Below are 14,449 nucleotides of genomic sequence, written 5' to 3'. Positions count from 1 at the left end.
GCCGCGTTGTCTGAAGGAGAGCCGTGCCCGCCAAGGCCAAGGAAAAGACCGGTAAGAAACTCGTCATCGTCGAGTCTCCTGCCAAGGTGAAGTCGATCGCCAAGTATTTGGGTGAGGGCTTCGATGTGGACGCCTCGGTGGGCCACATCCGTGATCTTCCGCAGCCCTCGGAGCTTCCAACCGAGCTGAAAAAGACCTCGGTCGGCAAGTTCGCCGTGGACCTGGACAACGACTTCGAGCCGTATTATGTCGTCTACCCGGACAAGAAGAAGCGCGTCTCCGAGCTGAAGGCAAAGCTCAAGGAAGCCGACGAACTCTACCTCGCAACCGATGCGGACCGCGAAGGCGAAGCCATCGCGTGGCACCTGCTGCAGGTCCTGAAGCCCAAGGTTCCGGTACGCCGACTGGCGTTCACCGAAATCACCAAGGAAGGCATCGCCCGCGCACTGGAGAACATGCGCGAGCTGGACACCGACCTGGTCGACGCGCAGGAAACCCGCCGCGTGCTGGACCGCCTCTACGGCTACGAGATCTCCCCGGTGCTCTGGCGCAAGGTCGCCCGCGGCCTGTCCGCCGGCCGTGTGCAGTCCGTGGCCACCCGTCTGGTCGTGGAGCGCGAGCGCGAGCGCATGGCGTTCATCTCCGCCGGCTACTGGGACATCAAGGGCACCTTCGCCACCTCCAACGGCGAATCCTTCGCCGCCAAGCTCTCGGCAGTGGACGGCGCCCGCGTTGCCTCCGGCCGCGACTTCGACGACCGCGGCCAGCTCAAGACCGCCCGCACCAAGCTGGCGCATCTGGACCAGGCCTCGGCCGAGTCCCTGGTGGCGAACCTGGCCAACACCGACTTCGCCGTCACCTCGGTCGAGGACAAGCCGTACACCCGCCGTCCGGCGGCCCCGTTCACCACCTCCACGCTGCAGCAGGAAGCCAGCCGCAAGCTGCGCTGGAGCTCCAAGCTGACCATGCAGATCGCCCAGCGCCTGTATGAAAACGGCTACATCACCTACATGCGTACCGACTCGGTGTTCCTGTCCAACGAGGCAGTCACCGCGGCGCGCAAGCAGGCCACCGAGCTCTACGGCGCGGAATCCGTGCCGGACAAACCGCGTGTCTACAAGGCCAAGTCCGACGCCGCCCAGGAAGCCCACGAAGCCATCCGCCCGGCCGGCGACATGTTCCGCCGCCCGACCGACGTGCGCTCCTCGCTGTCCAAGGACGAATACACCCTCTACGAGCTGATCTGGAAGCGAACCGTCGCCTCCCAGATGGCCGACGCCAAGGGTTTCACCGCCACCATCAAGCTCGCCGGCACCGCCAGCGACTCCCGTGTGGCCGAATTCTCCGCCTCCGGCACCGTGATCACCTTCCGCGGCTTCCTGTCCGCCTACGAAGAGGGCAAGGACCAGGAGCGCTCGGAGAACGCGGAGTCCGAGAACGCCGAAGCCCGCCTGCCGCAGCTGGCTACCGGCCAGCAGCTGGCCGGCGACGAGCTGACCGCGCTGGGCCACGAAACCACCCCGCCGGCCCGCTACACCGAGGCCTCGATCGTGGCCGAGCTGGAAAAGCGCGAGATCGGCCGCCCGTCGACCTACGCGCCGACCATCTCCACCATCATGGACCGCGGCTACGTCACCAAGCGCGGCGGCGCCCTGGTCCCGAGCTGGATCGCGTTCTCCGTGATCCGCCTGCTCGAAGAGCACTTCGCCCAGTACGTTGACTACGACTTCACCGCCCGCCTGGAAGACGACCTGGACGAGATCGCCAAGGGCCAGCGCGCCCGCACCGACTGGCTGAACCTGTTCTACTTCGGCAAGGACAACTCCGAGGGCCTGAAGCACGTGGTGGAGAACCTGGGCGACATCGATGCCCGAGCCATCAACTCCATCAAGATCACCGACGACATCACGCTGCGCGTGGGCAAGTTCGGACCGTACCTTGAACGCGCCCTGCCCGAGGGCGCCGAGGAAGGCACCGAGCCGCAGCGCGCCAACGTGCCCGAAGACCTGGCGCCGGACGAACTGACCGCGGAAAAGGCCGAGGAGCTATTCGCCAATTCCAAGGTCTCGGAGAAGGAACTGGGTGTGGACCCGGAAACCGGCCGCAAAATCGTGGCCAAGGACGGACGCTACGGCGCCTACGTCACCGAGGTCATCCCGGAGCTGACCGAAGCGGAAATCGCGGCCCTGCCGGTCGAATACTACAAGAACGGCAAGCCCAAGCCCCCGAAGAAGCCGGCCAAGGTCAAGCCGCGCACCGGCAGCCTGTTCAAGTCCATGTCCGTTGAGACCGTGACGCTGGAGGACGCGCTGAAGCTGCTGAGCCTGCCGCGCGTGCTGGGCACCGACGCCGAGGGCGAAGAGATCACCGTGCAGAACGGCCGCTTCGGCCCGTACCTGAAGAAGGGCAGCGACTCGCGCTCCATCGAGAGCGAGGAGCAGATCTTCACCATCACCCTGGACGAGGCCCTGGCCATCTATGCGCAGCCCAAGCAGCGCGGCCGCCGCGCCGCGGTGCCGCCACTGGCGGAGTTCGGCGTGGACCCGACCAGCGAGAAGAACATCGTGGTGAAGGACGGCCGCTTCGGCCCGTACATCACCGACGGCGTCACCAACATCACCGTTCCGCGCGGCACGTCTCTGGAGGAGCTGACCCGCGATCAGGCCATCGAGCTGCTGGCGGATAAGCGCGCCCGCGGCCCGGTGAAGCGCACCGCGGCGAAGAAGGCGCCTGCCAAGAAGGCTCCGGCCAAGAAGCCGGCAGCCAAGAAGGCTCCGGCCAAGAAGCCCGCAGCGAAGAGCACCGAGAAGTAGACCGAGCACCACCCTGTTGAGGAGCGCACCATGAGACTAGGCGTACTGGATATCGGGTCCAATACCGTGCACCTGCTGCTGGTCGATGCGTACCCCGGCGCCCGTCCGGTGCCCTATGCCTCGCACAAGCGTCCGCTGTCGCTGGTGCGCTACCTCAACGAATACGGCGCGATCACCGAAGAAGGGCAGAACGAGCTGATCTCGTTCATCTCGGAGGCCGCCGAGTTCGCCCGCAGCCACCAGGTGGAAGACTTCATGGCCTTCTGCACCTCCGCCATCCGCGAGTCCTCCAACGGCCACGCGGTGCTGGAACGGGTCAAGAACGACACCGGGGTCACCCTGATGGAACTGTCCGGCGAGGAAGAAGCCGGGATGACGTTCTACGCGGTGCGCCGCTGGTTCGGCTGGTCCTCGGAATCCATCCTCAACCTGGACATGGGCGGCGGCTCCCTGGAGCTGGCCCTGGGCACCGACGAGTTCCCGCAGGTGGCCTTCTCGGTGCCGCTGGGCGCCGGACGGCTGACCCGCGAATGGCTGCCCAACGACCTGCCCGGCATTAAGGAAGTCCGGGAGCTGCGCAACTACGTGCGCGACGTGCTCACCGACCCGACCACCGAGCTGCGCCAGTACGGCAAGCCCACCCTGGCCACCGCCACCTCCAAGACCTTCCGGTCGCTGGCCCGCATCACCGGTGCCGCGCCGAGCACCGAGGGACCCTACGTCAAGCGGGTGCTGCACCGCGACGCGCTGAAGATCTGGACCAATCGCCTGACCGCCATGAGCTGGGCCGAACGTTCCGAGCTGCCTGGTGTGTCCGAGATCCGCGCGCCGCAGCTGCTGGCCGGCGCGATCGTGGCGCACGAGGCCATGAGCGCGTTGAAGCTCAAGACCGTGCGCATCTGCCCGTGGGCCCTGCGCGAAGGTTTGATGCTCCGGCGTTTTGATCACGTGATGTTCGACTCTACGACACCGCTCAGTAGTAGCGTGGGGGTAGGGGAAGTTGCCTTGGGTTCCGCCATCCCACAGACGGCGGCGACGCAACACTAGGTATCCTCGGATATAAGCGACCGGCGTCAGCCGGTTCGGTTAGGAGGGCATGACCATGGAAGCACATTCACCAGCGAAGGTCCCGGTGACGCTTTCAAGTGCCTCGGTCTATCCGCTGACGGTCCACGATGCCTTTGCCATCGCGAAAGACGTCGGTTATGACGGCTTGGAGGTGCTGATCACCGGCAACGCGGCCAGCCAGTCGGCCACCGCGCTGCGGGCGCTGATGGACAAGTACCAGCTGCCCATCATGGCGATCCACGCGCCGACCCTGCTGCTGACCCAGCAGGTGTGGGGATCGGCCTGGGCCAAGATCGAGCGTTCGGTCATCCTCGCGCAGGCCGTGGGGGCCAGCGTCGTGGTGGCGCACCCGCCGTTCCGCTGGCAGGGCAGCTACGCGGAGGAATTCGCCGAAGGCGTGCACCGCATCACCGAGAGCACCGGCATGAAGATCGCGGTCGAGAACATGTACCCATGGCGGGCCCGCGGCCGCGAGGCCAAGATGTACCTGCCGCACTGGAACCCCGTTCCGCAGCCCTACCAACACGTCACCTGGGACTTCTCCCACGCGGCCATCGCCAACATGGACTCGCGCCAGGCCATGGAGGACCTGGGCGCCCGGCTGGCCCACGTGCACTTGTGCGACGGCCTGGACAACGGCAAGGACGAGCATCTGGTCCCCGGCCTGGGAACCCAGCGGGTCTCGGAATCCCTGCAGTACCTGCATGAGAGCGACTGGGAAGGCGTGATCGCCGTGGAAGTCTCCACGCGCAAGGCCAAGAACGCCGGCCAGAAGGAAGAATGGCTGGGCAACACCTTGCAATTCGCCCGGGATCACTTCAACGTCAGCAAAGATCCCAAGCCAGTGGCAAAATAGCCATATGAGCGAAGCAACCAGCAATCTGAAACTGTCCTTCCTTGGCGCCGGTTCCATGAACGGCGCCATCCTGCGCGGCATCCTGGCCTCGGGCCACGACCCGAAACTGGTCACGGCCACCGTGCGCAGCGAGAACCGCGTGGACGAGCTGCGCGAACTGGGCATTGCCGTGCTGGTCAATTCACAGGACGAGGAGGCGAACCGGAGCGCCGCCGCGGACGCCGACGTGGTCTTCCTGGGTGTGAAGCCGGTGGGCATCACCGCCCTGTGCGAGGAGATCGCCCCGGCCCTGAAGCCGGGCACCGTGGTGGTTTCGGTCGCTGCAGCCATCACCCTGGCCTCCATGCAGGACAAGCTGCCCGCAGGCCAGCCGGTCATCCGCTCCATGCCGAATACCCCGCTGATGGTGGGCGCCGGCGTAGTGGGAATCTCCCCGGCAAGCACCGTCAGCCACGCGCAGGTCCAGTCCGTGACCGACCTGCTCTCCGGCTCGGGGGACGTGCACGTGATCGACGAGGAGCAGCAGAACGCGCTCTCAGCGATTTCCGGCTCCGGCCCTGCCTACGCCTTCTACTTGGCCGAAGCCATGGCCAAGGCCGGCATCGCCCTGGGGCTGGACGCCGAGCTGTCCACCAGCATCGCCCGGGCCACCGTGGCAGGCGCCGGCAAGATGCTGTCCAATCCGGATGCCGACCCGGCGGCACTGCGCAAGGCAGTCACCAGCCCGAACGGCACCACCGAGCGGGCCATCGCCGCCTTCGACGAGGGAGGCATCCGTGCCGTCATCGAGGCCGGCGCCCGCGCGGCCTCCGAACGCGCCGCGCAGCTGAGCCGGGAACTGGGCTAGCCGCTTGGCACCCTGCCTGCGCCCGGCGGAAGCAGGCGGCCATCGCCTTGGAAGGTCCTTCCTGAAGGCGTCTGGCAGGCAGTAGCTTCCAGTCAAGGAAGAAGACGCCAAGGAGGCATCATGGCCCATAGCGCAGTCGTCGTGGGCGGCGGAATTGCAGGACTTGCGGCGGCGATTTCTTTGGCCGGACAGGGATGGCAGGTCACGGTCCTGGAACGCCGCGGGGAGCTTGGCGAAGTCGGCGCAGGCGTGGCGATGTCCCGCAATGCGGTGGCCGCTTTCCTGGGTCTGGGCTTCGAGCCAGAGCAGGCCCGGGCGCTCGGCTTCCCGACCGTTGCCGAAGGTACCTGGACGGCCAAGGGCACACCTATCCTCGCGATTCCCGAGGACCCGGTGGTTCGTGAAGCGGTAGCGGTGACCGGCGTGCACCGGCGTCGCCTGCACCAAGCACTTCACCACCGGGCGGAGGCCCAGGGTGTTTCAATCCTGACCGGTGTTCAAGTGGCCCAGGTGTCGCCCGGCGACCCCGAGGGGGCGCTGGCGCAGGTGGCCGGGCACGAGGCGGACTTGGTGGTGGCAGCCGACGGCATGCGCAGCACGATCCGTGAAAAGCTTTTTCCATCCAGCACCTTGGCCTACAGCGGATTCTCCAGCTGGCGGGCGGTGATTCCCGGTATTTCGAACGGCCGCACGCTGCGCCAGTATTGGGGTGCGGAAGCAGAGTTCGGTTTCATGCCGGTAGACGCCGAGCAGACCTATTGGTACGGATACGTCTCGATGCCCGAGCTCACCGTGATCGAGGACGAGCTCGCCGCCGCCCGCGAGCGTTTCGCAGGTTGGGCGGACCCCGTGCAACGGCTTCTTGCCGCCACGGACCCGGGAGCGCTCTTGCGCCATGATGTCTACCATCTGCCGGGCGGGGTGCCGCGCTATGCGCTGGGCCGGGTGGTCATGATCGGCGACGCCGCGCACGGCTTCCTGCCGACCATGGGCCAGGGTGTGGCAACGGCGTTGGAGGACGGCCTGTGCGTGGGGCTGCTCGTGGGCCATCCAGTAGCCGCCGGCGGTTCGCTCAGCGCGGCGCTTGAAGGCTTCGACCAAGCCCGCCGGCCGCGGTGCAGCGCGCTATCCAGAGCCGCCGGGCTGTCGGCCCGGTTCGGCGCGCACCTTGGCGGCGGCTGGCGCCAGCCGATGCGCAATGCCCTGATGAGACTCACGCCCCCGGCCCTGCTCACCCGCGGCGCTGATGCTGCGATGGGGTGGATACCGCCGGAGCCCGCGCAACCGGTGCGCTGAGAGCCGGCAGGGCTACGGACGCGCCGCGAAGCGTTCGAGCAAATCCACGTGCCCGGAGACGATCAGCATGTCGCGCCGGGTGACCATGGTGTCGGGCACCGCGTAGGTGAAGTCCTCGCCCGGGGACTTCACCCCGACAATGGTGACGCCGTATTTGGAGCGAACCTGGGACTCGCCGAGGGTGAAGCCCTGGGTCTCCTTCGGCGGGTACATCTTCACGATCGCGAAGCCGTCGTCGAATTCGATGAAGTCGAGCATGCGACCGCCCACCAGGTGCGCGGCGCGCACCCCGGCATCCGCCTCGGGGTAGATCACGTGGTTCGCGCCGATGCGGGTGAGGATCTTGCCGTGGGACGGGGTGATGGCCTTGACCCACAGGTGCTCGATGCCCAGGTCCACCAGGTTCACCGTGATCAGCACGGAGGATTCGATGGAGGTGCCCACGCCGACCACCGCGGAGGAGAATTCCTGCGCGCCGAGCTGGCGCAGCGCGTCGATGTTGGTCGCGTCCGCGGCGACCACGTGGGTCAGCGTGCTGGCCCACTGCTGGACCAGTTCCGGGCTGCGTTCAATGGCCAGGACCTCGCGCCCCTGCTTGACCAGGGTTTCGGCGACGGACGCGCCGAAGCGGCCCAGCCCGATCACCAGTACCGGGGCGTTGTGGTCAATGTTCTTGTCAGCCAATGATCGGCCTTTCTTCCGGGAGCTTGTACAGCGTATCGCGATGTCTCATGGTCAGGGCGCTGGCCAGGGTGATGCTGCCGATGCGGCCTGCGAACATGAGGGCGCTGAGCACGTACTTGCCGGCCGGAGGCATCTCCTGGGAGACGCCGGTGCTCAACCCCACCGTGGCGAAGGCGGAGATGGACTCGAACAGCGCCCGCGAAATGCCCACCTCTTCATCGATGGTCACCAGCAGGCCCGTGGCCAGCGCGACCAGCGAGGCGCCCAGGGCGACCACCGAGATGGCCACGCGCATGGTTTCCTCCGGGATGCGGCGGCCGAAGGCGCGGGTCTCGCTGTCGCCGCGCACCTCGGCCATGATAGCCAGGAACATCACGGCGATGGTGGTGACCTTGATGCCGCCGGCCGTGGAGGCCGAGCCGCCGCCGGCGAACATCATCGCGTCGGTGATCAGCATGGTGACTTCGTGGATGTCGTTCTGGTCCACCAGGTTCATGCCGCCCGAACGCATCATGACGGAGGAGAACAAGGCATGGATCAGCTTGTCCGACATGCTCAGCGTGCCGATGGTCTTGGGATTGTTCCATTCGGCCAGCAGCCACAGCAGCGCGCCGGAAACCAGCAGGATGGTGGTCACCAGTAGCGTCAGCTTGGTGTGCAGGTTCCACTTCTTGGTATTGAAGCGGTTGGCCAGCAGCACCATGATCACCGGGAAGCCCAGCGAACCGACGAACACGCCGGCCATCAGCGGCCCGAGGATCCACAGGTCGGTCTCGTAGGGCACCAGCCCGTCGGAGTGGGGCGTGAAGCCTGCGTTGTTGAACGCGGAGACCGCATAGAACACGCCGTGCCAGATGGAGGAGAGCAGGCTCTCGCCGAGGATGTAGAAGCGCGGGATCAGCAGCAGCGCGATCAGCGCCTGCAGGCTGATGGCCGTCAGGATCACGATGCGCAGCAGCGAGCCGACCTCGCCCAGCGCGGAAGCTCCAGAGGTGTTCATGGAGTTCTGCGCCATTAGCTTCGCACGCACGCCGAGCTTGCGGGAGACCGCCAGGGACATGATCGAGGCGAGAGTCAGGATGCCCAAGCCACCGACGAAGGTGCCCACGATCATCACCAGCTGTCCAGCGAAGGACCAGTGCTCTGCGGTCGAGACCGTGGTCAGCCCGGTCACGCAGACCGAGGACACGGCGGTGAACAGCGCATCGTGCAGTGGCGTGGGCTTGCCGGTCGCGGAAGCGAACGGCGCGGCCAGCAGCGAGGTGAACAGGGTGATGACGATCAGGAAGGAGCTTAAGGCCAGACGGGCGGGAGAGCGGATGGTGAAGTTGGCGATCAACGTGCGCAACGCCAGCCACCTGCGGCGCGCCTCGCCGCGCGATTCGCCGGGCTGCCTTCCGGCGCCCGGACCGCTCAAGCTGCTCATTGGAATAGGCTCGGTCTTTCCCTAGGAGATCAATGTCTGGAAACCCTACTCCATGTAATTTACGCGGTTGACGGCGACTTCGCCCGTCCAACGGCCATGTCCTCAGGCTCCGGAGCAATCAGGACGCCACAAATGCATGAGTTGCATCACGATCAGGTAGCCTGAAATTGTGTTAGAGCCCCAGCATGCCCCACGACCAACGATGGTGATGTGGGACGAGAAGTACCTGCAGTACAAATTTAGCGACTGGCACCCGATGCATCCGGCCCGACTGGAACTGACCTATCGGCTCAGCGAACAGCTCAATGTCCTGGGTGCGCCGAATATCAGCATCGAGCCCCCGGCGGTGGCGGAAGACTCCGTGATCGCCACGGTGCATGACCAGTCATTTATCGACCAGGTACGCAAGGTCAGCCTTGATCCGAGCATTGTCGCCGAGGATTTCGGGCTGGGCACCGAGGACGATCCGGTATTCGCCGGGATGCACGAGGCTGCGGCCCGCATCGTGGGCGGCTCGGTCATCGCGGCAGACGCGATCATGGACGAAACCACCGTGCGCGCCGTCAACTTCGCCGGCGGCATGCACCACGCCGCGCGCAGCAAGGCCAGCGGCTTCTGCATCTACAACGATGCCGCCGCAGCCATCCACCGTATGCTCGAGCGCGGGGCGCAGCGCGTGGTGTACATCGACGTGGATGCGCATCACGGCGACGGCACCGAATCGATCTTCTGGGACGACGAGCGCGTGTTGACCATCTCCATCCACGAATCGGGCCTGAGCCTGTTCCCGGGCACCGGCTTCGCCAACGAGATCGGCGGGCCCAAGGCCGAGGGCAGTGCCGTGAACATCGCGGTGCCGGCCATGACCTCGGATGCCGGGTGGATGCGCGCCTTCCATGCGGTCGTTCCGCAGCTGGTGCGCGCCTTCAAGCCGGAGGTGATCGTCTCCCAGCACGGATGCGACGCGCACCGCGATGACGACATGACCAACCTGAAGCTTTCGGTGGATGCCCAGCGCCAGGTGGCCATGGACATCTCCCAGCTTGCCGACGAACTGTGCGAAGGCCGCTGGTTGGCGACCGGTGGGGGCGGCTACAACGTCACCGCCGTCGTGCCGCGCACCTGGACGCACCTGACGGCAATCGTAGCCGGCAAGCCGGTTCCGCTGCGCACCTACGTTCCGGAGAAATTCCGCCGCTACGTGCTGGAAACCTACGGCCGGGCGATGCCTTATCTCATGGGAGACGACGCCCAGCTGTGGTGGCGCAACTGGGAAGTGGGCTACGACCCGGCTGACCCGGTGGATCGCTCCATCATCGCCACCCGCAAGGAAGTGTTCCCGCTGTTCGGGCTGGACCCCTGGTTCGATTAGCGGCCGGCGTTTCATCCAGCGCTGCGGGGCGGGACGCGGCAAATCCTGCAAGGCTGTTGCCATTCGCAGACATATGCCTACGTTGCAGATCGGTCATATGCCGCTAGGGTTATGTCTGTGGCTATAGACGAAGTTTTTTCTGCGTTGGCTGAGCCGACGCGGCGCAGGATCATTGAAGCATTGAAATCCGAACCCAAGGCAGTGGGTTCGCTGGTAACCGAGCTGGAAATTTCCCAGCCGACGGTTTCCAAGCACCTGAAGGTGCTGCGCGAGGCCAACCTGGTCAGCATGACGGCGGCCGGGCAGCGGCGCATCTACAGCATCGATACCGAAGCGGTCGAGGTGCTGCTTGGCTGGTGCGCCGATATCCTGCCGGTTCCGGATTCCCCGGCGCAGCTGGAAGAGGTGGCGCGCAACGAGGTCCAGGACGACCTCGCCGGCACCGCGCCCGCTGCGCAGCATTTGGGTCGAAGTGTAGGCCGCGGGCTTGAACAAGTCACGGGCCGAGCCCAGGAATTTTTCGACAAGCTACCGCGTTTCGGGCGCCGCCGGTAGACATTTGACCAGTGGATCGCGCGCTGGGTCGACAAAATGGCCAAAAATTTACGTTACGCGGACATTCCTGTTTTGTAACGTGAAATTTTCGTTCAGATCGCCTTGCATGGCATTCTCGTGTCTGGGGCAGTGACGCCGGGTATTTTGTGGCCCCGTCACGGCCCGTGCCTGCCCCAAGTGATGAGGAGAGAAACTTGGATAAGCACTTAGCGACGATTCGCGACGAAGTCTTCCGCCGCAATCCCGGCGAAGCAGAGTTCCACCAGGCAGTCACCGAGGTTTTTGAAAGCCTTGAAGCGGTATCGCTGAAGCACCCTGAATACGCCGAAGCCGCCATTCTGCAGCGTCTGTGTGAACCTGAACGCCAGATCATTTTCCGCGTTCCCTGGGTCGACGACGACGGCAAGGTCCAGATCAACCGCGGCTTCCGCGTTGAATTCAACTCTGCGCTGGGCCCTTACAAGGGCGGCCTGCGCTTCCACCCATCCGTCTATCTGGGCATCGTCAAGTTCCTTGGTTTCGAGCAGATCTTCAAGAACTCCCTGACCGGCATGCCAATCGGCGGCGGCAAGGGCGGCTCTGACTTCGACCCGCGCGGCAAGTCCGACGGCGAAGTCATGCGCTTCTGCCAGTCCTTCATGACCGAGCTGTACCGCCACATCGGCGAATACACCGACGTGCCTGCAGGCGACATCGGCGTCGGTGGCCGCGAAATCGGCTACCTGTTCGGCCAGTACAAGCGCATCACCAACCGCTACGAGTCCGGCGTCCTCACCGGCAAGGGCCTGTCCTGGGGCGGCTCGCTGGTCCGTCCGGAGGCTACCGGCTACGGCGCCGTCATCTTCACCGAGGAAATGCTCAAGACCCGCGGCCTGTCCTTCGACGGCCAGCGCGTCATCGTCTCCGGCTCCGGCAACGTGGCCCTGCACGCCATCGAAAAGGCTCAGTCCCTGGGCGCCAATGTCGTTACCGCCTCCGACTCGGGCGGATTCATCGTGGACGAGGGCGGCATCGACCTGGACCTGCTGCGCCAGATCAAGGAAGTCGAGCGCGGCCGCATCTCCGAGTACGCCGAACGCCGCGGCAGCAAGAAGGTCAAGTACGTCGAAAGCGGCAACGTCTGGGACGTGCCGGGTACCGTGGCCCTGCCATGCGCCACCCAGAACGAATTGGGCGCGGCCTCGGCCAAGAAGATGGTTGCCGCAGGCACCATCGCCGTCGCCGAAGGCGCCAACATGCCGACCACCGCGGAAGCGACCTCGGTCTTCCAGGACGCTGGGGTGCTCTTCGGCCCCGGCAAGGCCGCCAACGCCGGCGGCGTGGCCACCTCTGCGTTGGAAATGCAGCAGAACGCCAGCCGCGACTCGTGGTCCTTCAACCACACCGAACGCCGCCTGAGCGAAATCATGGTTGGCATCCACGACCGTTGCGCAGCCACTGCGGACGAGTACGGCATGCCGGGCAACTACGTGGCCGGCGCCAACATTGCGGGCTTCGTCAAGGTCGCTGACGCAATGCTGGCCCAGGGCCTTATCTAGCGCCTAGTAGCAGCCGGAGTACCTGTAGCCCAGAGTATGTGAAGTGGAAAACACTTCAGATACACTGGGCTGCTGTCGTTGCCCGGTAAAAAGTCGGATTGTCCGTGACACGTGTGTGTTTCGTGATGCGAAAGTTATGAAAGTGCGACTAGACTGGTACAAAGCAAACGTGAATCCGATCGCCGGTGTTGATCCAAAGTCGTGTAAGTTCACGTGTGCTAGTCACGCGACGAACAAAGAGATCAGCGTCAGGAGAATATCCCGCATGCAGGATAAACAGAATTTTGCAGGAGCCCGTTTCATGACGGTGGCCGAGGTGGCCGACATGATGCGCGTTTCCAAAATGACGGTTTATCGTCTGATCCATGCGGGCGATCTGCCTGCGGTTCAGTTTGGTCGCTCCTATCGCGTTCCGGAAAACGCCGTAGAAACCTATCTGCAGTCTGCGGCAATCGATCCGCAACGCGGCACGGGTTCCCTCGGTCGATAAGCCAAGCGGTGGTCAGAGCATGGCCGAAAAGCGGGTAATCTATTAAGGAACGTTTAACGTCCGGTCAACCTTGCCGTGTGCTTCGGCGCAGGGGGAGCATCGAGGTTGGCGCATTTTAATTAGTTTGTGAGGAACCAATATGGGCTCTGTTATCAAGAAGCGCCGCAAGCGTATGTCGAAGAAGAAGCACCGCAAATTGCTTCGTAAGACCCGCCACCAGCGTCGCAATAAGAAGTAAATTTACTTCGAGCAGCTTGCCGCTTGGCATTCATCGCCACCGCATCAGGATTCTGTCCTGGACGGTGGCGATTGCTTTACCCGCAGAAAGCCGCAGGGGCCCTGCTAGCGGCCGCTGCGGTCCTTGAGAGACCGCTTGGCGGCCCAGATGAATCCGATGACGCCAGCGGCTTTCAGGCTGAACTTGGCGGCGCGCTGTCCTGTGCGGAAGTCGTAGACCTGCCAGCCGCGGCGCTTGGCATAGGCGCGCAGCCGGGCATCTGGATTGATGCAGACCGGATGCCCCACCGCTTCGAGCAGCGGGACGTCGTTGTAGGAGTCCGAGTAGGCCCAGGACTTGGACAGCTTGATCCCGCGTTCCTTGGCCAGGGCGCGGACTGCCTGCGCCTTCTCCGCGGCGTGGAGAATGGGGCTTGCCAGCGCTCCGGTATAGACCCCGTCCACGCTCTCCACCACGGTGCCCAGCGCGCCGGACAGCTTCAACCGGTCGGAGATGACGTTGGCCACTTCAAGGGGAGTGGCCGTGACGAGCCAGACTTCGCGGCCCACCGTCAGATGCTGGTGGGCGATGGCCACGGTTCCGCGCCACAGCTTGGGCTCGATGTACTCGTCGAAGATCTCGTTGCCGATCTCCTCGATTTCGGAAACCTTGATGCCCTTCGCCATGAGCAGGGCGCGGTCGCGGATCTGGTGGATATCACCCAGGTGCTCGCCGCGGGCCGCGAAGCGCAGCTGCTTGAGCGCGAACCACAGGATCTCGCGCATGCGGAAGAACCGGTGTTCATGCAATTTGCGGGCCAAGAGATAGAGCGAGGCGCCGCGAACCAGGGTGTTGTCGACGTCGAAAAATGCGGCGACGATTTCGGGACGCTGCTCGGGCTCGGGCGCGGGGGCTGAATCGATGGAAGGCATTTGCTCCAGTTTATTTCATTGCGAAGTTTAAGACCCGTCGGGGCTCATGAGAATATGAAGGAGTGAAGACAATGCATGAAATTCAGTTGCTGGTACGCCAAGGATGCCACCTTTGCGAGGCCGCACGGGCGACCGTCAGCGAGGTCACCAACCGACTGGGGATGCAGTTCACCGAGCTGGACATCGACGGCGACCCGAAGCTGCTCGAGCGACATCATGAAGAAGTCCCGGTGCTGATGATCGATGGGCAGGTCAGGGATTTCTGGACCATCGACCCGGTCCGGCTTGAACGTCTGCTCAGCAGCTAATGAACACGACCGCGCGCTACCAGCGTGCCTTGGGGAATCAAACCGAT

Annotated in this window: 14 protein-coding genes; 11 read left to right on the top strand and 3 right to left on the bottom strand. The window is 64.6% G+C overall.

Features of this window, described 5'->3' with window-relative positions; translation table 11 throughout:
- The first annotated feature begins 23 nt into the window (after positions 1–23).
- From topA to C1H84_RS11705, 5 genes are all read left to right on the top strand, one after another.
- A complete protein-coding gene (gene topA / locus C1H84_RS11725; protein ID WP_113607477.1) occupies positions 24–2,813 on the top strand; it encodes a type I DNA topoisomerase in 2,790 nt (929 codons plus the stop codon).
- A gap of 30 nt (positions 2,814–2,843) precedes the next feature.
- Positions 2,844–3,860: a Ppx/GppA family phosphatase gene (locus C1H84_RS11720; protein WP_047119825.1), complete on the top strand. Its 1,017-nt coding sequence runs from the start codon at positions 2,844–2,846 to the stop codon at positions 3,858–3,860.
- A 55-nt stretch (positions 3,861–3,915) separates the two neighbouring features.
- Positions 3,916–4,737, top strand: coding sequence for a sugar phosphate isomerase/epimerase family protein (locus tag C1H84_RS11715; protein WP_181728120.1), 822 nt, complete (start codon positions 3,916–3,918; stop codon positions 4,735–4,737).
- A gap of 4 nt (positions 4,738–4,741) precedes the next feature.
- On the top strand, positions 4,742–5,584 hold the full coding sequence (proC, locus tag C1H84_RS11710; RefSeq protein WP_047119823.1) for a pyrroline-5-carboxylate reductase: 843 nt from the start codon (positions 4,742–4,744) through the stop codon (positions 5,582–5,584).
- Between the two features lie 120 nt (positions 5,585–5,704).
- The gene (locus C1H84_RS11705) at positions 5,705–6,880 is read left to right on the top strand and encodes an FAD-dependent oxidoreductase (protein ID WP_047119822.1); all 1,176 of its coding nucleotides are present in this window, start codon (positions 5,705–5,707) and stop codon (positions 6,878–6,880) included.
- A 12-nt stretch (positions 6,881–6,892) separates the two neighbouring features.
- On the opposite strand, the gene C1H84_RS11700 is transcribed toward C1H84_RS11705, so the two are convergent.
- Entirely contained in the window at positions 6,893–7,564 is a 672-nt protein-coding gene (locus C1H84_RS11700; RefSeq protein WP_047119821.1) for a potassium channel family protein, read from the bottom strand.
- A complete protein-coding gene (locus C1H84_RS11695) occupies positions 7,557–8,990 on the bottom strand; it encodes a TrkH family potassium uptake protein (protein WP_047119820.1) in 1,434 nt (477 codons plus the stop codon). The genes C1H84_RS11700 and C1H84_RS11695 overlap by 8 nt, the downstream gene beginning before the upstream one ends.
- 202 nt (positions 8,991–9,192) lie before the next feature.
- Here C1H84_RS11695 and C1H84_RS11690 point away from each other — a divergent pair, with 202 nt between their 5' ends.
- The 5 genes from C1H84_RS11690 to C1H84_RS11670 all read left to right on the top strand — a co-directional run bounded on the left by C1H84_RS11690 (position 9,193) and on the right by C1H84_RS11670 (position 13,183).
- Positions 9,193–10,362 carry an acetoin utilization protein AcuC gene (locus C1H84_RS11690; RefSeq protein ID WP_113607476.1) on the top strand — a complete coding sequence of 390 codons (1,170 nt, stop codon included), beginning with the start codon at positions 9,193–9,195 and terminating at the stop codon, positions 10,360–10,362.
- Positions 10,363–10,542: 180 nt separating this feature from the next.
- Complete coding sequence (locus tag C1H84_RS11685) at positions 10,543–10,917, top strand: ArsR/SmtB family transcription factor (RefSeq protein WP_231735915.1); 375 nt, start codon at positions 10,543–10,545, stop codon at positions 10,915–10,917.
- Positions 10,918–11,111: 194 nt separating this feature from the next.
- Positions 11,112–12,455: an NADP-specific glutamate dehydrogenase gene (gene gdhA, locus C1H84_RS11680; RefSeq protein ID WP_047119817.1), complete on the top strand. Its 1,344-nt coding sequence runs from the start codon at positions 11,112–11,114 to the stop codon at positions 12,453–12,455.
- A 265-nt stretch (positions 12,456–12,720) separates the two neighbouring features.
- Positions 12,721–12,945 carry a helix-turn-helix domain-containing protein gene (locus C1H84_RS11675; protein ID WP_047119816.1) on the top strand — a complete coding sequence of 75 codons (225 nt, stop codon included), beginning with the start codon at positions 12,721–12,723 and terminating at the stop codon, positions 12,943–12,945.
- 139 nt (positions 12,946–13,084) lie between these two features.
- Complete coding sequence (locus C1H84_RS11670; protein ID WP_005504750.1) at positions 13,085–13,183, top strand: 30S ribosomal protein bS22; 99 nt, start codon at positions 13,085–13,087, stop codon at positions 13,181–13,183.
- 104 nt (positions 13,184–13,287) lie between these two features.
- On the opposite strand, the gene C1H84_RS11665 is transcribed toward C1H84_RS11670, so the two are convergent.
- Positions 13,288–14,094 (bottom strand): HAD family hydrolase, encoded by an 807-nt coding sequence (locus tag C1H84_RS11665; protein WP_113607475.1) that lies wholly within the window; start codon positions 14,092–14,094, stop codon positions 13,288–13,290.
- Positions 14,095–14,165: 71 nt separating this feature from the next.
- On the opposite strand from C1H84_RS11665, the gene C1H84_RS11660 reads away from it, so the two are divergent.
- Complete coding sequence (locus C1H84_RS11660) at positions 14,166–14,402, top strand: glutaredoxin family protein (RefSeq protein ID WP_113607474.1); 237 nt, start codon at positions 14,166–14,168, stop codon at positions 14,400–14,402.
- Positions 14,403–14,449 lie beyond the last annotated feature (47 nt).

The organism is Glutamicibacter soli, assembly GCF_003309065.1.
Classification (GTDB): Bacteria; Actinomycetota; Actinomycetes; order Actinomycetales; family Micrococcaceae; genus Glutamicibacter; species Glutamicibacter soli.
The sequence above is the reverse complement of the archived record's forward strand: the minus strand, read 5'-3'. Positions and strand labels throughout refer to the sequence as shown.

Excerpts from the sequence above, each read along its gene's own strand:
- C1H84_RS11720 (WP_047119825.1), top strand. The coding sequence starts at position 2,844 with ATGAGACTAGGCGTACTGGATATCGGGTCCAATACCGTGCACCTGCTG.
- C1H84_RS11715 (WP_181728120.1), top strand. The coding sequence starts at position 3,916 with ATGGAAGCACATTCACCAGCGAAGGTCCCGGTGACGCTTTCAAGTGCC.
- proC (WP_047119823.1), top strand. The coding sequence starts at position 4,742 with ATGAGCGAAGCAACCAGCAATCTGAAACTGTCCTTCCTTGGCGCCGGT.
- C1H84_RS11705 (WP_047119822.1), top strand. The coding sequence starts at position 5,705 with ATGGCCCATAGCGCAGTCGTCGTGGGCGGCGGAATTGCAGGACTTGCG.
- C1H84_RS11695 (WP_047119820.1), bottom strand. The coding sequence starts at position 8,990 with ATGAGCAGCTTGAGCGGTCCGGGCGCCGGAAGGCAGCCCGGCGAATCG.
- C1H84_RS11690 (WP_113607476.1), top strand. The coding sequence starts at position 9,193 with ATGGTGATGTGGGACGAGAAGTACCTGCAGTACAAATTTAGCGACTGG.
- C1H84_RS11675 (WP_047119816.1), top strand. The coding sequence starts at position 12,721 with ATGCAGGATAAACAGAATTTTGCAGGAGCCCGTTTCATGACGGTGGCC.
- C1H84_RS11670 (WP_005504750.1), top strand. The coding sequence starts at position 13,085 with ATGGGCTCTGTTATCAAGAAGCGCCGCAAGCGTATGTCGAAGAAGAAG.
- C1H84_RS11665 (WP_113607475.1), bottom strand. The coding sequence starts at position 14,094 with ATGCCTTCCATCGATTCAGCCCCCGCGCCCGAGCCCGAGCAGCGTCCC.
- C1H84_RS11660 (WP_113607474.1), top strand. The coding sequence starts at position 14,166 with ATGCATGAAATTCAGTTGCTGGTACGCCAAGGATGCCACCTTTGCGAG.